At 57.9% G+C, this 24,910-nt stretch carries 19 protein-coding genes and 1 riboswitch; of the genes, 10 read left to right on the top strand and 9 right to left on the bottom strand.

Annotation, left to right across the window (positions count from 1 at the left end; all coding sequences use genetic code 11):
- Positions 1 to 405: 405 nt before the first annotated feature.
- Entirely contained in the window at positions 406 to 2,643 is a 2,238-nt protein-coding gene (locus Q0650_RS04290) for a 6-phosphofructokinase (protein ID WP_298816266.1), read from the bottom strand.
- A gap of 209 nt (positions 2,644 to 2,852) precedes the next feature.
- On the opposite strand from Q0650_RS04290, the gene Q0650_RS04285 reads away from it, so the two are divergent.
- Together Q0650_RS04285 and Q0650_RS04280 are read left to right on the top strand one after the other, a co-directional pair.
- Positions 2,853 to 5,039 carry a heavy metal translocating P-type ATPase gene (locus Q0650_RS04285; protein WP_298816265.1) on the top strand — a complete coding sequence of 729 codons (2,187 nt, stop codon included), beginning with the start codon at positions 2,853 to 2,855 and terminating at the stop codon, positions 5,037 to 5,039.
- An 18-nt stretch (positions 5,040 to 5,057) separates the two neighbouring features.
- Positions 5,058 to 6,194, top strand: a complete 1,137-nt coding sequence (locus Q0650_RS04280) for an FAD-dependent monooxygenase (protein ID WP_298816268.1) — start codon at positions 5,058 to 5,060, stop codon at positions 6,192 to 6,194.
- 216 nt (positions 6,195 to 6,410) lie between these two features.
- On the opposite strand, the gene Q0650_RS04275 is transcribed toward Q0650_RS04280, so the two are convergent.
- Positions 6,411 to 8,726, bottom strand: coding sequence for a carboxypeptidase regulatory-like domain-containing protein (locus tag Q0650_RS04275; protein ID WP_298816264.1), 2,316 nt, complete (start codon positions 8,724 to 8,726; stop codon positions 6,411 to 6,413).
- A 533-nt stretch (positions 8,727 to 9,259) separates the two neighbouring features.
- Here Q0650_RS04275 and Q0650_RS04270 point away from each other — a divergent pair.
- On the top strand, positions 9,260 to 10,180 hold the full coding sequence (locus tag Q0650_RS04270; RefSeq protein ID WP_298816262.1) for a hypothetical protein: 921 nt from the start codon (positions 9,260 to 9,262) through the stop codon (positions 10,178 to 10,180).
- Between the two features lie 216 nt (positions 10,181 to 10,396).
- On the opposite strand, the gene Q0650_RS04265 is transcribed toward Q0650_RS04270, so the two are convergent.
- Positions 10,397 to 11,743 carry a M20/M25/M40 family metallo-hydrolase gene (locus Q0650_RS04265; RefSeq protein ID WP_298816260.1) on the bottom strand — a complete coding sequence of 449 codons (1,347 nt, stop codon included), beginning with the start codon at positions 11,741 to 11,743 and terminating at the stop codon, positions 10,397 to 10,399.
- Positions 11,744 to 11,956: 213 nt separating this feature from the next.
- Positions 11,957 to 13,090, bottom strand: a complete 1,134-nt coding sequence (locus tag Q0650_RS04260) for a glycosyltransferase (protein WP_298816256.1) — start codon at positions 13,088 to 13,090, stop codon at positions 11,957 to 11,959.
- A gap of 544 nt (positions 13,091 to 13,634) precedes the next feature.
- Positions 13,635 to 13,794: riboswitch (FMN riboswitch) on the top strand.
- A 182-nt stretch (positions 13,795 to 13,976) separates the two neighbouring features.
- On the opposite strand from Q0650_RS04260, the gene ribD reads away from it, so the two are divergent.
- From ribD to Q0650_RS04230, 6 genes are all read left to right on the top strand, one after another.
- Positions 13,977 to 15,146, top strand: coding sequence for a bifunctional diaminohydroxyphosphoribosylaminopyrimidine deaminase/5-amino-6-(5-phosphoribosylamino)uracil reductase RibD (ribD, locus tag Q0650_RS04255; RefSeq protein WP_298816254.1), 1,170 nt, complete (start codon positions 13,977 to 13,979; stop codon positions 15,144 to 15,146).
- Positions 15,143 to 15,757: a riboflavin synthase gene (locus tag Q0650_RS04250; protein WP_298816252.1), complete on the top strand. Its 615-nt coding sequence runs from the start codon at positions 15,143 to 15,145 to the stop codon at positions 15,755 to 15,757. Before ribD ends, Q0650_RS04250 begins: the two co-directional genes overlap by 4 nt.
- Entirely contained in the window at positions 15,738 to 16,946 is a 1,209-nt protein-coding gene (locus tag Q0650_RS04245) for a bifunctional 3,4-dihydroxy-2-butanone-4-phosphate synthase/GTP cyclohydrolase II (protein WP_298816250.1), read from the top strand. Before Q0650_RS04250 ends, Q0650_RS04245 begins: the two co-directional genes overlap by 20 nt.
- A gap of 19 nt (positions 16,947 to 16,965) precedes the next feature.
- On the top strand, positions 16,966 to 17,502 hold the full coding sequence (ribH, locus tag Q0650_RS04240) for a 6,7-dimethyl-8-ribityllumazine synthase (RefSeq protein WP_298816248.1): 537 nt from the start codon (positions 16,966 to 16,968) through the stop codon (positions 17,500 to 17,502).
- 245 nt (positions 17,503 to 17,747) lie between these two features.
- A complete protein-coding gene (gene carA, locus Q0650_RS04235) occupies positions 17,748 to 18,878 on the top strand; it encodes a glutamine-hydrolyzing carbamoyl-phosphate synthase small subunit (protein ID WP_298816246.1) in 1,131 nt (376 codons plus the stop codon).
- 120 nt (positions 18,879 to 18,998) lie between these two features.
- Entirely contained in the window at positions 18,999 to 19,838 is an 840-nt protein-coding gene (locus tag Q0650_RS04230) for a TRM11 family methyltransferase (RefSeq protein WP_298816244.1), read from the top strand.
- Positions 19,839 to 19,986: 148 nt separating this feature from the next.
- On the opposite strand, the gene Q0650_RS04225 is transcribed toward Q0650_RS04230, so the two are convergent.
- The 5 genes from Q0650_RS04225 to Q0650_RS04205 are packed head-to-tail and all read right to left on the bottom strand — an operon-like array spanning position 19,987 to position 24,185.
- Complete coding sequence (locus Q0650_RS04225) at positions 19,987 to 20,640, bottom strand: DUF4230 domain-containing protein (RefSeq protein WP_298816242.1); 654 nt, start codon at positions 20,638 to 20,640, stop codon at positions 19,987 to 19,989.
- 18 nt (positions 20,641 to 20,658) lie between these two features.
- Positions 20,659 to 21,318, bottom strand: a complete 660-nt coding sequence (locus Q0650_RS04220; protein ID WP_298816240.1) for a DUF4230 domain-containing protein — start codon at positions 21,316 to 21,318, stop codon at positions 20,659 to 20,661.
- A 12-nt stretch (positions 21,319 to 21,330) separates the two neighbouring features.
- Positions 21,331 to 22,440: an o-succinylbenzoate synthase gene (gene menC, locus Q0650_RS04215; RefSeq protein WP_298816239.1), complete on the bottom strand. Its 1,110-nt coding sequence runs from the start codon at positions 22,438 to 22,440 to the stop codon at positions 21,331 to 21,333.
- Positions 22,440 to 23,153, bottom strand: a complete 714-nt coding sequence (locus Q0650_RS04210; RefSeq protein ID WP_298816237.1) for an FKBP-type peptidyl-prolyl cis-trans isomerase — start codon at positions 23,151 to 23,153, stop codon at positions 22,440 to 22,442. Before Q0650_RS04210 ends, menC begins: the two co-directional genes overlap by 1 nt.
- 48 nt (positions 23,154 to 23,201) lie before the next feature.
- On the bottom strand, positions 23,202 to 24,185 hold the full coding sequence (locus Q0650_RS04205) for a glutaminyl-peptide cyclotransferase (RefSeq protein WP_298816235.1): 984 nt from the start codon (positions 24,183 to 24,185) through the stop codon (positions 23,202 to 23,204).
- Between the two features lie 189 nt (positions 24,186 to 24,374).
- Between Q0650_RS04205 and Q0650_RS04200 the strand changes: the two genes are divergently transcribed.
- Positions 24,375 to 24,839 carry a CBS domain-containing protein gene (locus Q0650_RS04200; RefSeq protein WP_298816233.1) on the top strand — a complete coding sequence of 155 codons (465 nt, stop codon included), beginning with the start codon at positions 24,375 to 24,377 and terminating at the stop codon, positions 24,837 to 24,839.
- Positions 24,840 to 24,910 lie beyond the last annotated feature (71 nt).

Here is a 24,910-nt window from a genome sequence, read left to right as displayed (position 1 = left end):
CGCAGTTGAATCCGCGTAACCCATCTGTGCTGCGCGCAGCCAGTTTGGAGCGTTTCATAGCTTCTTTGCCCACCAGATACGATCGCGCGCAACCGGTTTTCGGCCCAGTCAGCCGGAGCGCAATCCTCACCTACCAGCACCCACCCTCAACCCGCGCGCCGCTCGCTCAATCCGCAGTTGAATCCGCGTAACCCATCTGTGCTGCGCGCAGCCAGTTTGGAGCGTTTCATAGCTTCTTTGCCCACCAGATACGATCGCGCGCAACCGGTTTTCGGCCCAGTCAGCCGGAGCGCAATCCTCACCTACCAGCACCCACCCTCAACCCGCGCGCCGCTCGCTCAATCCGAAAAGACTGCCGCTTTCCTCAACGCACCCGCTTCTGCCTGACTGTGACGCCATTCACGCTCAGCCATCACCACGGTGCATTGGAGGAGTGGTCAACAACTGTGCCATCTGTCGCAATGCCATCCACCACTGCTCGCGTGGCCGGGCGTAGACCGAATCCATCAATCTTGGCATATCATCAAGCTGATGGATTTGCACCTTGCCGCCCCGATAGCCGATAAACGCGCCGACCGACTCACGCCGATCAGCGTGCTCGATCAGGAACTCAATGCAACGCACGGCCAGCCGGGTCGCCTGAATCCGGTCGAAGGGCGATGGGTCACCACCTTGCTGCAAATGACCGAGGATTGCCTGACGTACTTCAAACAGTTTGCCACCCTCTTCTTCAAATAGCGAGCAGATGAACGAGGTTGTGTAGACGGGATTCGCCTTTTCGTTGCGGATGATCAGGCTCAATCGCTTGCCGCGTCGGAACCAGTGTATCATCTCATCGAGATCGGCTTGCAGTGAGCGGAGACTGATCCCTTCTTCCGGCAAATAGACCCGCTCAGCTCCCGTTGCCAATCCGCTCATCAGCGCCAGATACCCACAATCACGCCCCATGACCTCGACAATGAAACAGCGCCGCGAAGCTACCGCCGACTGCTTGATGCGGTCAATCGCATGCACGATGCTGTTAAGTGCGGTATCGGCGCCAAGACTCAGCTCCGAGCCGGGTAAATTGTTGTCGATTGTAGCCGGCAGACAGATGATCGGAATGTTGAAGGCGGGAAAGATCGACCGCTCGCTGTAAAGCTTATACGCCGCCTGATAGCCAGCCCAGCCGCCAATCATCAAAATCCCGTCTATCCCAAACCGTTCGATGTTGCGCGCAATCTGATACAGCTCGCTTCCCTGGGGAATTTTGCGATTCGTCCCCAGCTCGGCGCCGCCCATCGTTGCCCAACCGCTGACACTCATCCAATCCATTTCGAAGATGTCGCCATCGATCAGACCCTGAAAACCATTGCGAACGCCGAGAATCGTATGGCCGCGATCGATACCGATGCGCACAGCAGCTCGCACCGCCGTATTCATGCCCGGCGCCGGCCCGCCGCTATGCATCACTGCAAAGCGATAACCACGGCGCAATTGATCGGGTGGCGATGGCTGCGACTGGATGAGAGTGCCGAGCGTGCGGTAAGCCTCGACAAAACTATTGCCGCGTAGCGCCAGCGCCCGCTCATAGTCGCGTTGGGCAATCGCTTCGGCTACCTGGTGGGTATCGCTAACACAATTCATCAACGGCAACCGAACCACCCGATTCTCACGCAGACCGATCAGCTTCGGTTCAGCATCGGTATTGTCAGTCAATAACTCCTCAACTGCTGTTGCGCCCAACAACGAACTCATCCAGCGATCAAATGCGCTTGGCGCGCCACCACGCTGCACGTGACCAAGGATGGTCACCCGCGTATCCTCGCCTAACCGCTCTTCGAGCACCTTCCGCACATAACCCGCTGTAATCGGATTGCCGTTGCGATCACGCGCCCCCTCAGCCACCACAACAATACTGTCTCGCCGGCCATGCTCACGCCCGATGCGCAGCACATTGCACATATGCTGCTCCCAATCATCCATCTGTGGCGGCATCTCTGGAATGAACACCCAATCGGCGCCACCAGCAATCGCTCCCATCAGCGCCAGATACCCACAATTCCGCCCCATCACCTCGATCACAAACGTGCGCTGGTGACTGGCCGCCGTAGAGCTGATCGCATCAATCGCTTCGGTGATCCGATGCAAGGCCGTATCGGCGCCGATCGTCATATCGGTTCCGCAAAAGTCATTATCAATGCTGCCGACGATACCTGCGATACGGAGATGGGGGTGGGCTGCGGCTTGATCTTCGCTCACCTCACCAGCTTCCACCAGCTCAGACAGCAGCTCCGGCCATTCCCGGCGAAACAGATCGGCGCCGGTCAAGCTGCCGTCGCCGCCGATCACCACTAACCGATCGATGCCGTAGGCCAGCAAATTGGCAGCAGCCCGACGCCGACCTTCGCGGGTGCGAAACTCAGCGCTACGCGCCGTGCCGATAATTGTGCCACCGCGATGGATGATGCCCCCAACCGAACTCCAATCCATGCGGCGAATCAACTTGCCGCCCTGGATCAAGCCCTGATACCCTTCATAGATCGCGTATACTTCACAGCCACGGCTGATGCCGGTGCGTACCACTGCGCGCACTGCCGCATTCATACCCGGCGCATCGCCGCCGCTGGTCAACACTCCGATACGAATCGTTGTGTCTCTCATCGGTTTCCTCGCCTTTCTGGCGGATAGTGACTTGGTTGCATGCGCAAGTATATCATAGAGTTTACGAGCCGGCTTGAGTCGCCTGGCAAAGACGTTCCGACTACAATTAAGACATAGTGTCATTTTTACTCTACCCTCTTGACTTCGCGCATGAATAGAGTAGAGTGAAGTCAACAATCGCACTATTGCACTGCTGAGGAATAACGACCATGAACAACCAGCAGTTTACCATCGAAGGAATGGATTGCCCTGAATGCGCGCGCGCAATCGAGCGCGGAGTAGCGCGACTGGAAGGAGTGACCGCGTGCAGGCTCAATTTCACCACGGCCAGATTGCGCGTCACCGGTGACGTGGATCCGACGGTAGTGATGAACCGTGTGCGCGAGCTAGGGTACGAGATCGCGCAGGCTACCGAAACGAAGCCCGAACCACCGCCAACCCTGTTACGCTTTATGTTAAGCAAACGCGAAACACAACTGGCGTTGATCGGGTTGATCCTGGTATTACCGGGAACTGTGCTCCATGAATTGCTGCGCTGGGAAGCGGTCTGGATCGACGCGCTGGCCCTGGCGGCGCTGGCCCTGGTTGGGCCGCCGATTGCACTGAAGGCGTGGCGCGCGCTGCGCGCAAATCGCGAACTGAGCATTGATGCGCTGATGAGTATCGCCGCTGTCGGCGCGGTGATTATCGGCGCCTATGTTGAAGCGGGTCTGGTGATGGTGTTGTACGCGATTGGCGAGGCGCTGGAAGGTTATACGGCCAGCCGCGCCCGCCACGCCATCCGCAGTTTGCTGGAATTGACACCGCCGACGGCAACCGTGCTCTTGCCTGAGGGTGAGCGAATTGTGCCGGTAGCCGAATTGCAGATTGGCGATCGGCTGCTGATCCGACCCGGCGAACGGATCCCGGTTGACGGCACAGTTGTTGCCGGGAGTTCGCTGGTCAATCAGGCGCCAATTACCGGTGAGAGTCGGCTCATTGAACGCAACGCTGGCGATCCATTGTTCGCCGGTACGATGAACGGCGAAGGCAGTCTCGAGATGAGGGTTGAGCGTCTGGCTGCCGAGAGCGCGATTGCCCGCATGATCCGGCTGGTTGAAGAGGCGCAAGAGCGGCGGGCGCCGGTGCAACGATTCGTTGATCGGTTTGCCCGTATCTACACCCCGCTGGTTGTCATCCTGGCCGCGCTGATCGCGATTGTGCCGCCACTCGTATTCGGTCAGCCCTTCTGGAATCCCGATCCACACACCTTTGGCTGGTTCTACCGCGGCCTGGCCTTACTGGTCGTTGCCTGTCCGTGCGCGCTGGTCATCAGCACTCCGGTCAGCCTGGTCAGCGCGCTGAGCACTGCTGCGCGCCATGGGGTCTTGATCAAGGGTGGCGCCTATCTCGAGACGCTGGCGCGGGTCACCACAGTCGCGGTAGACAAAACCGGCACGCTTACCAGCGGCAAGCCAGCGGTAGTCGGTTTGCGCGCAGTAGGATGCACCGCCGCATCCGAAGCGCCAATCGGACACTGTCCGGCCTGCGACGAACTGCTTGTCCTGGCCGGCGCGGTCGAGCATCGTTCCGAGCATCCGCTTGCCCGCGCCATCGTCAGCGCCGCCACCTCACGAGGGCTGGCCCTGCCTGCCGCCGAACAGGTGCGGGCGCTGGTCGGCAAAGGGGTACAAGGGATTGTCAACGGCGCCGAAGTGCTTATTGGCAGCCATCGCGTCTTCGACCAAACCCTGAGTCACGACGAGCAGCACTGTCTGGCGGCGCAGCGCGACAGTCAGCTTGGCCGCACGCCGCTGATGGTTGGTGTTGGCGGCGAGTATCGTGGCACGATTACCGTAGCCGACACGGTGCGTCCGGAGAGTCGCAGCGCGATCAGCACCCTTCGCCAGCAAGGATTACACGTGGTTATGCTCACCGGTGACGATCCGGCAACCGCCAAACGGATCGCTGGCGAACTAGGAGTGAATGACACGCGCGCCGGTCTGCTGCCGGAAGACAAAGCGCAGGCAGTAAGCGACTTGCGGCGATCGAATGGCGCTGTCGCGATGGTCGGCGATGGCATTAACGATGCGCCGGCGCTGGCCAGCGCTGATGTCGGCATCGCGATTGGGACGGATGCTGGCGGCACGACGCAAGCGATGGAAACGGCTGACATCACCCTGCTGGGCGGTGATCTGCGCCAGTTGCCGTTTGCAATTGCGCTCAGTCGCGCCACAATGCGCACCATCGCGGCTAATGTCGCTTTCAGTATCGGAATCAAGCTGCTCTTCATCGCGCTAGTGCTGGCCGGTTTCGGCACGATGTGGATGGCAGTGCTGGCCGATGTGGGGGCTTCGCTGCTGGTGACGCTCAACGGTATGCGGTTGTTGGGTTTTCGCGAGCTACGACAGGCATAGGAGAACCGTTTGAATACAGTGATCGTAATCGGTGGCGGCATTGCCGGCCTGACCACGGCCATCGCCCTTCAGCAGCAGGGCATCACGGCGCTCGTCTATGAAGCGGCGAGTGACTTGAAACCGATCGGCAAAGGTATCTGGATGCCAACCAATGCCATGCTTGCGCTTCAACGGCTGGCCTTAGACCGCGCAATGTTGCAGAAGGGCGTGCCTCTGGATCGGCTAGAGCTGCGCGACAGCGCCGCTGGCATGCTGAGCGTGATTGATCTGTCACAGATGCGCGCCACGTTTGGTCACACCACCGTTGCGATCCGCCGGGCGGATGTGCATCAGGCCCTCATTGAGCGCATCCGTCCGGCAACGCTCCATCTGGGAAAACAGTGCATTGGTTTCAGTCTGCGTGACGACAGGGTTACCGCTCACTTCGCCGACGGCACGACAGCAACCGGCGATCTGCTGGTAGGCGCAGACGGCATCAACTCGGTCATCCGCCAGACCCTGTTCCCGAATGCTCAGCTTCGTTACAGCGGCCAAAGCTGTTACCGGGGCATTGCTCGCATGTCATTGCCGGCCTCGTTACAGCAGGTTGCCTGGGAGGTGTGGGGCGGCGCGCACCGTTTCGGCTTCTCAGCCATCGCGTTTGATCAGGTCTACTGGTATGCGCCGTTTATCGCTCCCCCCGGCAGCAAGCTCTCGTCAGATCAGCGAGTTGCCCGGCTCATCCAGCACTACGCGACCTTCCCCGATCCGATTCCCGCCATCATCCAGCATACCGTGGCAGACGAGATCATCACCACCGATCTGTATGAGCTGGCGCCATTGCCGCACTGGTGGCAGGGACGCGTCGCGCTCGTGGGCGATGCCGCCCATGCCATGACCCCCAATCTCGGTCAGGGCGGCGCGCAGGCGATCGAAGATGCGCTCGCGCTGGCAGAGCAGCTCGTTCGCTGTTCGACCATCACCGCAGGGCTGCAAGCCTACGAACGGCAGCGTCTGCCGCGGGCGCGGCGCATTGTCCAGACTGCCCGCTGGTATGGACGGATCGCGCATCTCCAGGATGACCGGCTGCGCCGATTGCGCAACCTGGCAATCAGAGCAACCCCGGCGTGGGTGAGTCGCAGCCAATTACGCTGGTTGTATGGGTTGGGATGGTGAGACTGTGGAAGTGTGAACGGCTCTTATAGAACAATGGCTTTAAGTTCAGCAAGATCTGTCTCTCAGCAAGCTGGCCTGGCAGTAGTTGCGCGTTGATATTTAGAGTATTGCTTGGCGTTATCTTAGCTACGCGGCTTTGCTTCGACACACGCGGGGGATGACAGCTTGCCAGCGGGCGACGAAGACCACTGTCGTCGCCTGCCAGAACGTTATCGATTACCGGATAACGATGGGCACAAACAAGGTGTGCGAGATCGACACTGCGGCTGGCGCAACGGGCACGCGAGCCTCGATGACCGCCGAGGTGTTCCCTCTGGCATCGCGGAACTGCACGAAGATGCGCTGATGCATCGGCACTTCCACATAGCGAGCAAATGGCTGCCAGCGATCACTCGCTTGCGCACTCGTCCAGATGCGCATCTCGGTCACGCTGCCAGCGCTGCTCTGCGCGGCCAGCTCCAAAATCAGCGCATTCTGGCCGACATCATACAAGACGGCCGCGCCGCCGACTACTTCGCCTGCCGCTAACTCTGGAGCCTCCAGCGGCGGGAGTTCGGCCTGCAACTCGCTGCTGAGGCTGGCCCGTGTGGGTGTGCCGTTGTAGAGGCGCAAGCTGCGTGGCTCGAAGCCAAAATTGTTGTAGGTGCGCCAGAAGTTGATCACTTCACTCAACGGTTTGTTTGCACCATTGCGTCGGCCCGGATCGTGCGCGACATAGTTGGCCGGATTGGCGCCGCTGCCGCTGATCACAATCACGAAGTGCATATACCCCGTGCGGGGATTGGACAGCTCCAGGATTGCCGGCCCGTCACGCAGCGCCGCCTCGAGCTTCGCATAACTGAAAGCCGGCCATTCTCTGAATGACACCCGGTTGCCGCTACACGTCCTGACATTGCTATGGCCCCAGTACAGCGGACAGGCAACCGAGCCGAGGCAGCTATTGAGCGCGCCAGGATTGGTTGACGCTCCGTAGGAGTTGAGTAGCATTGCGAGCGAAGTCAGGGCGCATCCAACGTCAGCAATACGGAGATTGCAGGTCTGCATCCGCGCATTTCCCCACTGGGAGTCGGCTTGCGCGAAGAAGGGCACGCGCCAGCCGGTAGAAGGCGGCGGAGCCGGCGACGGTGGCGGGACGGGACGTCCAGGTTCGGCGGTGAAGTTCTGGTTATTCAGATGTCCATTCACCGTAATCGCACGGCTCCCTGGATTGAAGGTATACCCGTTTAGAGAAGGCGTCAGTGTATAGCTTCCCGCCGGTATGTCGTTGAGCGCATAATAGCCATTGCTATCCGTGATGGCGCTGCGCGTGCCGGCAGTTACGGTCACCCCTGCTAGCGGCGCACCGCTGCCGGTGCGAACGTGGCCGCTAACGTTGTACGTACATACACTGGTGGTCACATCCAACCAGCCATCGGACGGGATTGGTGTTTCACCGTAAGCATTGTAGGAAGTGACAGTGAAACCATACCGGGTACCACAGTTCAGCTCCGTGAAGGTGAAACTGGTAACGTTTGCCCCGACAAGGGCATGCAGTACCCAGGTATTAGTTGCGAAGTCCCGGCGATACAGCTTGAAACCGTATTCGTCGTGCGAATTGTCCTGCCACCTGATCGACACGCTATGTTTGGTCACGCCGGTCAGCACCGGATTCCCCGGCGCAGCGGGCGGATTTCCTACCACCACACTACGCTGCATCCACGTCCACTGACCGTTGACTGTGCTGCGATACGACACTCGTATCACGCCAGGGCCATTCGGCAGTGACCGCGTATCCAGTGTATACGTCCAGCCGGAATGAGTATAGCGCGAGTCGCCGTAGGCGCTTGCCACATCACCACGCGGGTTGCCATAGCTGGCAGCCCCCAGAAAGGTGTCACCGAAGTAAACATGCACCTCATTGACACCCGTTCCCGAATGGGTGCCGATGTCGATAGCAAAACCACTTAGCTGGATGACACCAGCAATGGTCGCGCCATCATTGTGGCTTTCGATGTTACCGCGCGGCGCGCTGAACGGGGGAATGCGATAACGAGGCGACTGATATTCAGCGGGAGTGCAGTATCCAGCGCCCAGGCCGGTGACAACGCAGCGCGCCCGCGTTGCCCGCTCCATGAACGCTGCTTCGTCGTACCAGCTCTCGCTGGCGGTGGCATAGATGTTGAACTCTTCACCGGGACTTGCGTTGTACACCATCCGCCAGGATGAGGTGGCTGATGGTGAACAGCCGCCCGATTTGTCAGTTCGATTGAAAATCTCCGTGATCCACACTCCCGGCTGCTCGGAGCGAAGCTGGAAATTCGGCGCATCAGAACAGATGCGCAGAAAGATGGAGGTTTTACCCCATTCCACCCCAAACCAGACATAGACGCCATCGATGGTGGAGGCGAGTTCAGCCTGCGGTGACGGATCACCGATCTGTCCGACACCAGGTGAGCCACTTTCTGCCTGCGTGCGAGGTACGCCTGGAAGGAACATACCGATCAGAGCGAACAGAATAAGCATCAGCAATAACCGGTGTGCGTGTTGTTGCATACAGATCCCTCTTCTGCATCACAATTAGTATCACTGATAGTAATTTAGATGATACCGCTGATGTTCTGTTTTTGATTTAAATTTTTGATAAAAATACTTTCAAACAAGTTAAAAAATTTTTATTGATTTACATAATAAAAAATTTATTTTGAAATATTTTTATAAACAATAATTTATTATATATTTTAACAATCCATAAACACAAAATTAACAGTAAAAATTTTTACCATTTTTTACTTTAACAATTACTATTCAAAAAATGTAGTTATAAAGATCTGAAGAAAGCAATAAATTTCATGAAAGAAATTTCCCAATAAAGGAAGATACATGTACCCAACAGTAACGTTCTAATTTTTACACCAGACAGCGATAATGTAACAGTTTAAAAAGAATTTATAACATTATTATCTAAATTGCTCTTTTCTTGTCGCTGAAATGTGTTTTTGGTTGCAAAATAGTTTGTTGAAAGCGTATAATAATTTCAGAGCCATATCCAGTGTATATATGCACACACTTCACCAGGGAGCCACCCCATGACTCGCCGACGCATCACCAAACCCAATGAAGACAATGAACGGCTGCGGGAAGTAGTACACATCCTTGAACGGATCCGCGAGCAACGGAAACAGAAGTATCAGGACCACCATTCCAACGGCAAACGGTTTACCCTCGAAGAGATGGAAGAACTGGTTTCCACATATCGCAATGCCCGCTATCGCCCGGAAAAGAGCTTGCTGCTGAGCCGCGACGAACTGCTAAAACTGTGTGATCACCTTGAATGCACGTCACTGGAGCGCAACGAGGTCTTGCTGGCCGCGCACTATGAGCCGGTTGGTGTCCAGTTGAGGCCGGATGAGCTGAATAAACTGATTGACATCTATTTGAACATGATGCGGTATCTGCCATTCCCGGCCTACCTGGTAACACGCGACTTTAATGTGCAGGGGTGGAATCGCCATATACAAACCCTGCTCGGTTGGGAGGATTCCAGGATCAAACATCTGCGGTTGGCCGGTCGGCTCAATTTGCTCCACCTGACCTTCGACCGGACATTGGGGGTTCGCGATCGCATGCGCGCGCCGGGCGGGTCGTGGGAAGAGACAGCGTTAAGAAATGTGTATCTGTTTAAGGTGACAAATATTCATTATCGGTTTGATGAATGGTATACGAACCTTGTCACTGACCTGCAGAAGCACGACGATTTTGACCGTATCTGGAACGAGACCGATATACTCCTCGGTGATCGGATTTCGCGCGCTGATTATGAGATCGAGCTGGAGATTGCGCCATCGACGCTGATCCGATTCCGTCCATTGCGCATGACATATTCTTTCCTGGAATCTCTATTTATCGTCGGCTGGATGCCGACTGATGAAAAGAGTCGAGAGGTCTTGCGAGCGATGAATATTCCGATCCCGCAGCCGTCAGACGTTTATGGAACGAGCCAGCGTTGAACGTCGTGTCCCTGCTGCGGATGATGTACCGGTGGAGCAGGTATCACACCGCGCGGACTGATCGAGAGGTCATGCGCGCGCAGCAATGATTGATATTACCCGGTAAGCAGTCCCTTGTCAGGGTGGGCCTTGTGCCCACCCCACAAAGCGCCCGGAACGAATGTGGACTTATTCATACCAGCCGTAGACCCGGCATTCCGCAATCACAACTGCCACTCAACCGGCAAAATGCCTGATCAGGCTGCCCATCCATTCGATTGCCCGCCAGTAGTCGGCCAGGCGAATGTTTTCGTTGGGGGAATGAACCCGCGCGCCGTGATAGCCACATCCGGCGCCACTCGCGACCGGTGTGCCCAGCGCAGTGCAGAGAGGGTAGACCGGGCCGGTGCCGGCCATTGTTGGGTAGAGAATGGGTTCGCTTCCATACACTTCGCGCGCTGAAGCTACCGCAGCCTGCACGATTGCCGCATCGAGCGGGCCGCGCGCCGGATGCTCGCCACCCAGATCGATGATCTCGATGTCGCTGAATCCTTCAGCATCGAGATGTCGCCGCAACTGCGCTAACACTTCAGCCGGTTCCATATCGGGCACCAGGCGAAAGTCGATCTTGACCCGCGCTTCATTCGGCAGTACCGTTTTGCTGCCTTCGCCCGTGTAGCCACTGACGAGACCGCAAATGGTGCAGGTCGGCTCAAACAGGTGACGACGCAGCCGTTCCAGCCCGCGCGCGCCATCGAGAAATTCGGTCAGGCCAAAGTCGGCCAGTAACTCATCGTCATTGGTCGGAATGGTTGCCAGCGCAGCCAGATCGTCGGCAGTCGGCGGACGTACCCGATCGTAGAAGCCGGGAATGCGCACCCTTCCATCGGGGCCTTTTAATGTGTTGAGTGCCCATACCAGCCGCCATGCCGGATTGGGGACGAAGGTGGCATACGATGAATGCAGGTCGTAGCTGGCGCCGCGCGCTACCAGCTCGACATACTGGATCCCCTTGGCGCCACAGGTTACCGTTGGCCGTTCACTGATGTCAACTCCACCTGTCTCCCACAGACATCCATCAGCCCGCAGCAATTCAGCATATTCCCGGCACACAGCCGGCAGAGTGCGCGAGCTGACCTCTTCTTCTCCTTCAACGGCAAAAATGATGCGAATCGGCAAATCACCCTGAGTCGCCAACCAGGCTTCGATAGCCTGGATACGCAGCATCAGATTGCCCTTGTTGTCGGCCACACCACGCCCGTACAACTTGCCATCGCGCTCAGTCAACTCAAACGGCGGGCTGTCCCACAGTTCCAGTGGCTCGGCAGGCTGGACATCGTAATGATCGTAGATCAACAAGGTGCGAGGGCCATTGCCAATCGTGGCATAGACCATTGGATTGCCGCCATCTGCGGCAAGAAGGCGGGTCTCGGCGCCGAGACGACGGAGGCGCTGTTCGACGAATGCAGCGGCCTCGGCAATCCCGCGATTTTGGGCCGCCACCGACGGGATGCGCGCGATTTCAGCCAATTCGGCAAGAAAACGAGCGCGGTGTTGGTTCACATAGGCAGTGAAGCGTTGCATAGGCTACTCCCATCCACAATCATACGGGTGCGGGCTATTATAGAACCGACGCCACAGCGACGCAAAACGGCGATAGCCAGCGCGAACGCAGAGGGTGCCTCTTTCCGCACAGGCCACACATTGCCAGAAAGGCGATTGCCCAAGACACTGCCACAGAGCGGCGATAGAGGCCCTTGTGAGACATAGAGATGGCTTGCCGCCAGAGCGTCGTGATCAGACACTGTGTAGCCCATTATCGCCTCGCGACGCTTGCAACGCCTCGGTGTAGACTGCCTCAATCCGTTCCAGCATGCGCTCAAGACGAAATTCGGTCATTGCCCGTTCGCGTCCGGCACTACCCAGCGCGCGCGCCCGCTCAGGATGGGTAAAGAGATCGGCAAGAGCCTGAGCCAGCGCAGTTGGGTCGTTGGGTGGCACAACCAGACCGGTACGACTGTGTTGAGTCACATAACTGGTTCCGGTGCCCAGTTCGGTGCAGATGACCGGCAAACCGGCAAACTGCGCCTCGATTTGGACGATGCCAAACGCTTCACTGCGCGCCACTGAGGGCAACACCAACACATCGGCAATGGCGTAGAGAGCGCGGAGCGTAGCCGGATCGACTGGCCCCAAAACGTGTACCCGGTCAGCCACTCCCAGGTCGGCGGCAAGCCGGCGCAGGTCTGCGCCGCGCACAGTGGCATCGCCGCCGGCAATCATTGCATGACCGTCTTGCAGCAGGGCAATGGCCGCGATCAACCGATCAACTCCTTTGTAGTAGCGCAATCGCCCGACGAAGAGCGCATTGGGACCGGGGAAATGACGGCGCAGATCGGCGACCAGCGTGGGATCGGGTAACGGCAGCGGTGGCAGACCAAACGGCACTACCCGCACTCGTTCGCGATAAGGCTTCAACCAGGCTGAGGTCGCGACCAGATTCGGGCTGGTGGCAATAATGCGTGCCGCGCGGCGCAAGGTATGGTGAATGAGTGGCGCTGTCAACCTACCCAACACTCGCTGGCGCACAATGTCGCTATGGTAGGTGACGACCAGCGGCGCGCGCGTGAACAGGAGTGCCAGATCGCCGAAGGGATATGGATGGTGGGCATGGATGAGATCGGGTTTAATCTGGGTGAGATAGCCGGGTAGAGATGGACTGATCGGCGCGCGCGCGACTGTCAGCCAGCGGGGCGTTGCGATCAGTTCAACCCCGTTGCGTTGTTCACGCCAACCACGGCGATCGAGCGAGGTGAAGAGAACAGTCACCCGATGACCACGCGCCACCAGCCCTTCGCTGAGCAATTGGAGATGGCCTTCAATCCCGCCGTGTACCGGCGGATAGTCTTTGTAGAGTTGCAAGATGTGCATTGACGGGATCATTCCTGTAAAGCAACGCCAGCGCGCCGGGTTGCGCCGGTTTGCAAGGTGAACCTGGTACCGTGATCCTGATACTGATTCCATATCTGGCCGCGACTATACCCCAACAGCGTTTGTGCGCCAGACGGCGGCAAAAGCGATATGCCCGATCTATTCTGGAAAACGGGCAGCGCGCTGCATCGAACAACGAAAGGGGCGCTGCCAGCGCATCTCACTCGACCGAGCCTGATGGCAGATGCCGGGAGATTGCGCTACAGTGTATCGCCATGACCAGAAATGCGCATGTCGCGAGCGGTTGAGTTGAGAGGTGTCTTCACCGCTCGTACCGCCTGACTTGATGAAACAACGCGCGTCAGATTGCGCCCAATGGCAGATGACTGTATTTCAGACTAAAATTGCTGCCCGCTCAACCGGCTATTCCGGTAAACTGCGCGCAGTCTCTATTGTTGCGCAAAAGTGACACGCGCAAGTATTTTGCCGGAACGGTTGCACCAACTCGCTCAACATGTTGTACAATACTTTACACAACCAGATATCAAACCTTCGGGGCAGGGTGAGTCTGACATTCGTTACCATACGGATGGCAGACAATTCCCGATCGGTGGTAAAGCCCACGAGCCGATAGCAACCTGCCATCGGCACGATCCGGTGAAACTCCGGAGCCGACCGTACAGTCGGGATGAAAGAAGGTTGGCTGACCAACACTGTTTTGTGTTCGCCACACAGAACGGTGCTGTGCATGCCTGCAATGCCCCGGACAAGATCAGCTTGTTCGGGGCAATTGTATGAAGCGCGGCAAGTAATCTATCGCCGTGATCTATGATCGTCCTTGCCCCGAAGGATGCGGTTCGCGCAGTTCATCCTTTGGGGTTTTGTTATGGACGAACACAACTCCCATTTCTCCTACATGAGGCGCGCCCTGGAGCTAGCTCGACGCGCAGAAGGTCGCACCAGCCCCAATCCTCTGGTCGGCGCGGTCATCGTCAACGAGGGATGCATCGTTGGCGAAGGGTACCATCAGCGGGCCGGCGAACCTCACGCTGAAATTGAGGCGCTGCGTCAAGCTGGCGAAGCGGCTCGCGGCGCAACGATGTACGTCACCCTTGAACCATGCGCTCATTACGGACGAACCCCACCTTGCGCCGATGCGCTGATAGCGGCAGGCATCGCCGAGGTCTATTACGCTATCGGCGATCCTAACCCTAAAGTAAATGGCCGGGGACATGCCCGGCTCGCCGCTGCCGGCATTCGCGTCTCTCAGGGTTTATGTGAAGCAGAAGCCTATCAACTCAACCGGCCCTATTTCAAACATATCACTACCGGTCAACCATTCGTTACGGCCAAATTTGCCATGAGCCTCGACGGCAAAATCGCCACCAGCGCTGGTCAATCACGCTGGATCAGCAACCCCGCTTCACGGCAGCGCGTTCATTATCTGCGCAATCTGACCGATGTCATCCTCGTTGGAGCCGGAACGGTGATTGCCGATGATCCTTTACTCACTACCCGGCTCAGCAACGCTGATGCAGCGGGTGATGTTCGTCACCCCTTACGGATCGTTGCCGATAGTCGCGGTCGAGTGCCACTTTCGGCCAGAGTCTTTGATCCATCGCTACCGGGCAAAACCGTCGTAGCCACCACTATCCATAGCCCCACCGGATACCATCGCGAACTGGCAGCGCGCGGCGTTGACGTGTGGGTCTTACCAACCGATCCGGCTAGTCGGGTCAGTCTGCCAGATCTCATGACTGAAATCGGTCGGCGCGGTTTGTTGACCGTCTTTGTCGAAAGTGGCAGCGAGCTGCTTGGCGCGCTGTTCAAACAACGCCTCGTGGATAGGGTCATGGCCTGCATCGCCCCTATCATTATCGGCGGACGCGGCGCACCCGGCCCGATCGGCGGCGAAGGGTGGGCGCAGCTTGCTCACGCAGCGCGCTTGCGCCAATGTGCCGTTGAATGCATAAAGACGGCGGATTCGTCGGAAACAACCACTACCGGGCCTGATGTCTGGATTCAGGCCGATGTGATCTATCCGGAGGAAGGATGATGTTTACCGGCATTATCGAAGAAATCGGCACCGTAGAAACACTGACGCAGGTTAACGGCGGCTGGTCGCTCACTGTGCGAGCCAAGACCGTCCTGGAAGACGCCGCCTTGGGTCACAGCATCGCGGTTAATGGCGCATGTCTCACAGTGACGGATCTCACCGATCAGACTTTCACCGTTGGTCTCTCACCCGAAACGCTACGGCGCACAAATCTGGGTGATTTGCAACCCGGTGATGGTGTCAATCTCGAACGCTCGCTTGCGGCGAATGGGCGCATTGGCGGCCATTTCGTGCAGGGTCACGTCGATGGCACCGGTGTGGTGCGCGCATTTCGACCGGAAGGCGATTCGCTCTGGGTCACCGTTGCCGCCGAGCCGGCATTGCTGCGCTATATCGTTCCGAAAGGCTACATCGCAGTTGATGGCGCCAGCCTGACGGTTGTCGATGTTCTGGCCGATGCGTTCACGTTTATGTTGATTGCGTACACCCAGCGCCACATCACGCTGCCGCGTAAACCAGTTGGCAGTCGGGTAAATCTTGAGGTTGACGCACTGGCGAAGTACGCAGAAAAGTTTATTCAGGAGGCATACCATGCCATTCGCGAGCATTGAAGCTGCGTTAGCCGATCTTCGCGCCGGCAAGTTTGTCATTATTGTCGATGATGAAGATCGCGAAAATGAAGGCGATCTGGCCATTGCAGCCGAATTTGCGACGCCGCAGGCGATAAACTTCATGGCGCGTGAAGGACGTGGCTTGATTTGCGTCGCGATGACTGGCGAGCGGCTGGATGAATTGCGACTACCGCTGATGGTGCCACCAGCCGAGAATACCACTCGTTTCGGCACTGCCTTTACCGTTTCGGTTGAAGCGCGCCATGGGGTTACAACCGGCATTTCAGCCTTCGACCGCGCAACAACCATCCGCGCGCTGATCGATCCGGCAACGCGACCGGAAGATCTTGCCCGTCCGGGCCACGTCTTTCCCCTCCGCGCCGCTGACGGTGGTGTACTGAGCCGACCGGGACAAACCGAGGCTTCGCTCGATCTGGCCCGCTTGGCCGGACTGTATCCGGCGGCAGTCATCTGTGAGATCATGAGCGCTGACGGCACAATGGCGCGATTGCCAGAACTGGCTGCCTTTGCTGCTCGTCACGATCTCAAGCTGGTTTCAGTTGCTGACATCATTGCTTACCGCTATCGCACTGAAACGATTGCGCGTCCGGTAGCAGAAGCGGCGCTGCCTACCGCTCACGGTATTTTCCGCATGATTGCGTTTGAACATACGATAACTGGCGAAACCCATCTGGCGCTGGTGTTCGGCGCCCCCAACGGCAACCTCCCGCTGGTGCGCCTCCATTCTGAATGTCTGACCGGCGATGCGCTCGGTTCGCAACGCTGTGACTGCGGCGCACAGTTAGCCACTGCGCAACGCCAGATCGCTGCTGCCGGCTACGGCGCGATTGTTTACTTGCGTCAGGAAGGTCGCGGAATTGGCCTGCTCAACAAACTACGAGCATATGCGCTGCAAGATCAAGGCTTCGATACAGTCGAGGCCAATTATCAGCTCGGCTTGCCGGCTGATGCCCGCGATTATGCTATTGCGGCCCAAATCTTGCGCTGTTTGAGCATGAAACAGGTGCGTCTGCTTACCAACAATCCGGCTAAAATCACCGGTCTTGAGCGGTATGGCATCGCAGTGCGCGAACGTGTCCCGCTTCACGTCGCAGCCAATCCGGCCAATCGCCGCTATCTCGCAACCAAACGTGACAAGCTCGGTCATCTGCTTCCTGAACATTTGTAGTAACTAAGGAGATAGGCGCGTGATTTTCGAAGGACATCTGGTAGGAACCGGTCTCCGCTTTGGCATCGTTATTTCACGTTTCAACGACACGATCGGACGCGAACTCTTGCGTGGCGCGCTTGACACGCTCATCCGGCACGGTGTGGCCGAGGCCGATATTGATATTGCCTGGACGCCAGGCGCATTTGAAATTCCGCTCGTTGCCAGACGGATGGCCGAGCGTCGGACAACGGCTGATCGACCGGTCTACGACGCGATCATCTGTCTCGGCGTGGTCATTCGCGGCGCAACCAGCCACTTCGATTATGTGGCCGGACAGGCAGCCGGCGGCATTGCGGCTACCTCGCTGACGACCGGTGTGCCGATCCTGTTTGGTTTGTTAACGACCGATACGATTGATCAGGCCATCGAACGCGCCGGCACGAAAGCCGGCAATCGTGGCGCCGATGCTGCCCTGGCCGCGATTGAAATGGCCAATCTGCTGCGCGCAATTGATCAACCGGCATTGTCGAATTCATCGTCGCCTCCGTTCAGATCAGTCACCACACACAGTTGACGATGATCGGGCTGAGCAGCCGTATTCTTACCGTAACCCCACGCGGAAGTGCGCGAAGCTGCCAGCCCGCTAACTGCCCTCCACAATGCCCATCCAGACCTTTTTCGTCATGCCCATGACCACCCGCTCTGTCTGACGAGAGCACCTGCGCGCCAACATCGGCTCGCGGACGCTTATGTTACAATACCAGCGATGAATCGGCAGGCAACGGCTAACAGCCCGCGCCCCACCACGAGAACACAACAATGGATGCAGTGCTTGTCCTCGAAGATGGTCGCGTCTTCCCGGGACGCTCATTTGGCGCGCCAGGCGAACGCATCGGCGAGGTGGTCTTCCATACCGGCATGACCGGTTATCAAGAGATTTTGACCGATCCTTCTTACTGTGGCCAGCTCGTCACAATGACCGCGCCGCATATCGGCAACACTGGCGTAAACGATTTCGACCCCGAATCGATCCAGCCCCAGGTGGCTGGCTTCATCGTGCGCAGTTACAGCGAACACTATAGCTCGTGGCGCGCGCGGGGCAGCCTGGCCCAATTGTTACGCGATTACGGTATCGTCGCGATCAGCAATGTTGATACTCGCGCATTGACCCGCCACATCCGTACCGCCGGCGCTATGCGCGGAATTATCTCGACCACCGGTGAGTCAATTGAAACGCTACTGGCAAAATGTCGCGCCGCCCCTCCTATGGAAGGGCTGGACTTGACTCAGGTCGTAACCTGCCCTGAGCCGTACCACTGGACGACCAACAGCGTCCCGTTTACGCCACCTTACCCCAATGGCCCGGCCCAAGAGCTGACCTACCACATCGTTGCTTACGATTTCGGTCTTAAGCGCACCATCTTGCGCCGACTGGCCGATCATGGCTGTCGGGTGACCGTTGTGCCGGCGACGACATCGCCGGAAGAGGTGCTGGCGTTGAAACCAGACGGTATCTTTTTCTCGAATGGGCCAGGCGACCCGGCAGCGGCTACCTATGCGGTTGCCAACATGCGGGCGTTGCTCGGCAAACGCCCGATCTTTGGCATCTGCCTCGGCCACCAATTGATGGGCCTGGCTCTTGGCGGACGCACCTACAAGCTGCCGTTTGGACACCATGGCGCCAATCATCCGGTGCGTCACATACCGAGCGGAAAGGTTGAGATTACCTCGCAGAACCATGGTTTTGCCGTTGACCCTGACTCGCTGCCGGCCAACGTCGAGCTAACCCACATCAATCTGAACGATCAGACACTTGAAGGCTTCAGTTGCCCTGACCTGCACTGCTTCAGCGTCCAGTACCACCCCGAAGCCGGGCCAGGACCGCACGATGCAACCTATCTGTTCGCGCAGTTTACCGCGATGATCGATGCGTGGCGGAGGGATCACTGAAACCTCCAGGTGAAGCTGCTGTGGGCGTAACCGGCGCGCCAGAAGCCCTCATCAGCGCCGGCACGCCCCGGCGCAATCCTGACCAATACGATGTCGTAACGCTACTACATCACCACATTCATGAGCGACCGTGATGCGCGCAACCGACTCAATGATCTCGATGCGCGAGCGTGGACATACGCGCTACGCTCGGTGATTAGCACGGCGTATCCAACTCGTGGCCCCGGCAGTTTTGCCCATCATTTGCGCCGCAAACATCCCTCGCCAAAACCACCGCAATTGATGGCCGAACTGATTCGGTTCTTCACCCGACGCGACGGTCACATTCTCGATCTCTTTGCCGGAGTAGGCGGCACCCTGATTGCCAGCACACTGGAGGGACGCACCGCAGTCGGGATTGATCTATCTCCCGAATATGCCGCTATTTACCATGCAGTCTGCGCCGAACTACGGATTACCCCACAACCCTATCTGGTGGCCGATGCGCGTCATCTGCTCGATTTGCCCGAAGTACGCGAACGTCCCTTCGATCTTATCCTGACCGATCCACCGTATGCGGCGATGATGGCCCGGCCCAAGACTGGCGAACGCAAAAAACGCGGTCGCGCCGACCCGACACCGTTTACCGCTTCACCGGCTGATCTTGGCAATTTGCCGTATCACGAATTCATCGCCGAATTGTCGGCAATTATCGCCACATCGCTCCACACACTTCGCCCCGGTGGCTACGTCGTGCTCTTTGCCAAAGATTTCCAGCCGACACCCGACCATCACAACATGCTCCATGCTGATCTGGTGATCGCGCTACGCCAGATCGCTGGCCTCGAATATCGCGGTTACCAGATCTGGCACGACCAGAGCCAGAATCTCTACCCGTTCGGTTATCCGTATGCCTTTGTCGCCAACCAGATGCATCAATTCATTTTGATTTTTCGCTGGCTTGGCCCTTCCGGTTCATGACAGGGAAGCAATGCGCTCGCCAGCCGAACGCATACCATTGGTGAAGGGTGGCAGCAGCCATTGGTCTGTGTAGAATTGGCGCGCTCTGCGCCACGAAGCAAACAGCGATACGCCTTCAACAGCGCAGCCAACCGGCAACGCCACCCGGTTAAGGCGCGCTATACCCGCGCACAATGACCCGCACTTCGGCAATGCCGAGGCTGTTGAGCAACTGAGTATAGTAGGCTTCAGCGTCCCGCGCAGCCTGCGCAAGAATGCCGGCCTCAATGGCAGCCTCGACCAGCGCCGACTTCGCCTCAGCATCGACCGATTGGAAAAAGCTTTCCAGACTGCTCTGCGGGCAAATGAAGCCAGGGCAGAAGTCAGTATTCTCGATGATCCGACTATTTGCCAGATCAAGCGTTACCTGCTCGTAAAAGACCTCTGGCGGCGGTAGCGTAACCTGAACCCGCCGGCCATCGCTACTGACCCAAATGTCTTCATCGCGCAGTTGCGACAGATCGATACCTGCCGGCACCCGCCCCCGAATCAAGACCAAAAATTCTTGCCGTACCCCCAGATTGCGCAAAAAGGCAGCCCACCCATCAGGCGCATCGAGATGGCGCACTTCAACCCCGGCGTAGTGTTCAATGAAGATCTGCTTGTTGACCCGCCGCACAGCCTCAATGATTTGTGGGCCAACAGTGGTAGTCGTCACGGTAGTGGGGGCAGATATTTGCTGGAAAGCCTGATAAACGCTCCAGACCAGAAACAGGATCGCGGCAATCGCCAATCCATTCCAGACCAGTTTCAGCCAGCGCACAACAACCTCCGGGGCAGGTTAGGGAATGAGCGGTTCGATCACAACCCGGCTAAACCCCAATTCATCGATCAGCCAGCGTTCAAGGCGGCGGTAACACACCTCGCTGGCAAGACTGATCAGCTCGGGATCGCTGGCAACTCGTTCGCGGATTTCGGCGCGCGCCTGGGCTAGAGCCTGGTTCTGCGTAGCTGTGATCTGCGATCCGATCCAGCGTCTCGATTCGCCGATCACGGCAATCTCGATTGGATTTGGCTCGCCGGCAACGGCAGCGCGGGGCAAGCGAATGGTTAAACTATTCCCCTCGCGCTGAATCTGAGCCTGGCTCAGATCAACCGCCAGCCGCACTTCTGCGGTGACTTTCAAGGTAATCTCATCGCGTCCGAAAAAGCTCTGCGCGCCGCTGACCGAGGCAACCGTTGTGACCGGAAATTTCACCGCCAGCTCAATTGAGGGATCGATGCGGCGCAGATCAGGCAACGGAATCAACGTAGGCGCTAGCGGTGGCAGAGTGGCCGGCAGAGGCGTGAAGGTTGGCGGCGCGGTTGGCCAGGGGTCGGCGGCAACCGGCACTGACGCCGGTTGAGCCGGTTGCCAGGCCAGATTGATCGCCAGCAACAACCCAACCAGCGCCAACGCGACAACGCCACTCACTATCCACTGAATGGAACGTTGTTCCATACATATCCCGCACTATGCTCTCAGCATCACATAATCGATCGTCACCGCCTGCAAGCGTTCCAGATCAACCTCAGCGCCGCTTCCCGGCCCTTCAGGCACAGTCAATGTGCTATCGGCATTGAGCGTGAACGGATTCGTGACAATATCTTGCCGGAAGTAGCGATCGTTAGCGCTAATATCGCCGGGTAAACTGAAATTGGGCAGACTGGCCAGGCCCACATTTGCCGCGCGACCGATCCCGGTTTCGAGCATGCCGCCGCACCAGACCGGAATACCGGCAGCCTGCGCCATATCGTGGATCTGACGGGCAGCAGTAAAGCCACCCACCCGCGACGGCTTGATGTTGATCACGCCACAGGCGCGCAACTCGATTGCCCAACGAGCATGGTCGGGCGAGACAATACTCTCGTCAAGGCAAATCGGCGCGCGCAGCCGACGCTGCAACTTTGCGTGATCAATAATGTCATCGTGTGCCAGCGGCTGTTCGATCAGCAACAGCTCAAATTCATCGAGTCTGGCCAGGTGATCCGCCTGATCGAGGGTATAGATGCTGTTAGCATCAACCTGTAGGCGCAGATCGGGCCAGCGCTCGCGCACAGCCCGCGTTGGCTCAATATCCCAACCCGGCTTAATCTTCAGCTTCACCCGCCGGTAACCGGCGCTAACATAGCCTTCAACGACATCGAGCAGCGCTTCGATAGAAGGTTGGACACCAACACTGACTCCCACCTCGACCCGACGGCGCGTGCCGCCGAGCATTGCGCTCAGGCTCTGACCGCGCGCGCGCCCGAACAAATCCCAGGCCGCGAACTCGATCCCGGCGCGCGCCATGCGGTTGCCGCGAACGCGGGCAAAGATCGCGTCAACCTCTTCAGGTCGGCTCAGATCGCGCCCCAACAGCATTGGCGCCAGAATCTCGCGCATCATCACCCAGGCCGTCGCCTGCGTCTCCTCGTTGTACCAGGGCCCGGCGCCGACCGGCGCTTCACCCCAACCAACAACACCCTCGCTATGCAACGTCACAATGACCGAATGGTTCGCCTCTTCCCGCCAGCCACTCGTCTCGAACGGCGCGCGATACGGCAACTTGATGCGCCGCAATTCGATCGCTTCGATCCGCATCAATCCACCTCCAGCAACTCCACTTCGAAGATCAACGTCGCCCCCGGCGGAATCACGCCGCCAGCGCCACGGTTGCCATAAGCCAGCGCCGCCGGTATCACCAACTGTCGCTGTCCGCCCACCCGCATGCCGGCGACACCCTCATCCCAACCGCGAATGACATGCCCCGCGCCAAGTGGAAAGACAAACGGTTCGCCGCGACTGAGCGAACTATCGAACATGCTGCCATCGGTCAGCCAGCCGGTGTAATGCACGGTCACTGTCTGGCCAGCAGTCGCCGTTGGACCATCACCTGTCACGAGATCGGCATACTTGAGGCCGCTCGCTGTGGTAATGTAACGTTCGGCTGGCAGATCCTGCGGCGTGTCAGGCGGGCCGGGCATAATCTCGACCAACTCAACATCAAAGGTCAGCGTTGCGTTCGGTGGAATGACCGGCGGATACCCCATCACGCCATAGCCGAGATGAGGCGGAATAATGAGGCGCGCCTTGCCACCCACGCGCATCAGGCCAATTCCCTCATCCCAACCGGGAATAACCATACCGACGCCAAGCGGAAAACGGATCGGCTCGCCCCGCTCATACGAACTATCAAACACTGAACCGTCGGCAAGCATGCCGCGGTAGTGTACGGCAACGACAGCGCCGGGTTGCGGCTGTGCGCCGTGGCCGGCCTGAACTTCAATGTACTGAAGGCCGCTCGCTGTGGTCATAGAAAGACTCCTGTCGGTTGAAACCCATCCGGGTAAAAAAATACGGCGCTACTGACCAGCCGGACCGGCGATCAGCGGCAGGTAAAGTTTCTGTTCGAGCGCAATCGCAAACAGACGCGGCCAGTATTTCCCGGTTACAAAGATCAAGTCACTGGCCGGATCGTAGGCAATCCCATTGAGCACATCGGCGGTAGCGCGTTCTTGCGGCGTGAGCAGATCGCTCATATCGAGCGCGCCAATCACCTGACCTTGTTCCGGATCGACGAGCACAATTAAGTCACTGTACCAGACATTGGCAAAGATCACACCGTTGATGTACTCTAACTCATTCAAGCGATGAAGCGGTTGATTGCCGTTCCGCACCGTCACCGAGCGAACTACTGTCAACTGACCGCTGGCAACCGTGGCCTCCGGGTCGATGAAATAGAGCGTCGCTGTGCCATCACTCATAATCAGATGGACGCCGTCATACGTCAGGCCCCATCCTTCGCGTGGCATCGTGGCTGGCGGCGTTGGATATGAGAATGTGCCGATGCGCGTAAACGACTGCGCATCGTAAACGAAGCCCTGGCCATTCTGCCAGGTCAATTGAAAGATCCGATCGCCGATCTGAGCGATTCCTTCACCGTACAGCGTCGGATTACCAAGATCAACGCTCCGCAAGACCTGACCGGTCACCAGATCAACTTCGCGCAGTGACGAATTGGCATAATCGCCGGTACCTTCGTACAACCGACCCGAACCGGCGACGATCAGACCCTGCGTCCAGGCATTTGGATCGTGCGGGTAACTGGCTACCACCCGGTAGGGCAACAACGGCGGTGTCTGAGCTAAAGCCGATTCTGCCGCGCCGACCAGCGGAAGCGATACAACCGCTGGCGTGGCGGTTGCCGTTAATTCTGGCCCAAATGCCAGCGGGAGCGACACGACCACGCTGGTAGGCGTTGCTGAGGGCTGGTTCGACGGCGGAGCTGCGCAGGCCATCAGCCCGATGAAGATTGACAGCAACAACGAAGCACAACAGCGCGCCACAACGTTTCCTCCCTTCTGTCGGCAGAGGTATTGTACCACCTTCGGCGACAGCAAATGATCTCAGAACCGAACCAGCGATCTGGTTGTCGCATAATTACTACGACCCCGCAACCTTTCACCATACTGAGCTGTGATTTCTGGTACGATAAAAGTAAATTAGATCGTCTTATCAGCGCAAGGAGGCGCATCATGACGAACAAACCCAAACCGGCTGTGCCGGCAGAACAGGAGATTCGATACTGGATGCGCGCGCCGGCCATTACCATCAACCTTGCTGCGCCGCTGAGTGAAGCGCTGGCGTTGATGCGCGAACACGACATCCGGCGGCTACCGGTTGTGGTAGATACCGGTGAATTGCGCGGAATTATTACTCAGGGTGACATTCGCGGCGCCGATGTCATGCGGGTTGCCGGTTTGGATCCGGTCGATATTGCTCAGGCGCTACGCAATGTGAAGGTCTATGAGGTGATGACCGAAAATCCGATTGCAGTCACGCCTGAAACCGGTTTGCGCGAAGCGGCGTTGTTGATGATTGAAAATAAGATCGGCGGATTGCCGGTCATCGATGAACAAAACCGCGTCATCGGCATTATTACCGAGAGCGATCTGTTCGAAGCGCTCGTTCAGCAACTGGAGAGCCATCCGCGTTTCTGAAACCTTTCACCGATTCGTTAAAAAATCGTTTACACCAGCATTGACGTAATAAACCTTTCTGATTACCATGA

This window comes from uncultured Chloroflexus sp., from assembly GCF_937129525.1.
GTDB lineage: Bacteria > Chloroflexota > Chloroflexia > Chloroflexales > Chloroflexaceae > Chloroflexus.
The sequence above is the reverse complement of the archived record's forward strand: the minus strand, read 5'-3'. Positions and strand labels throughout refer to the sequence as shown.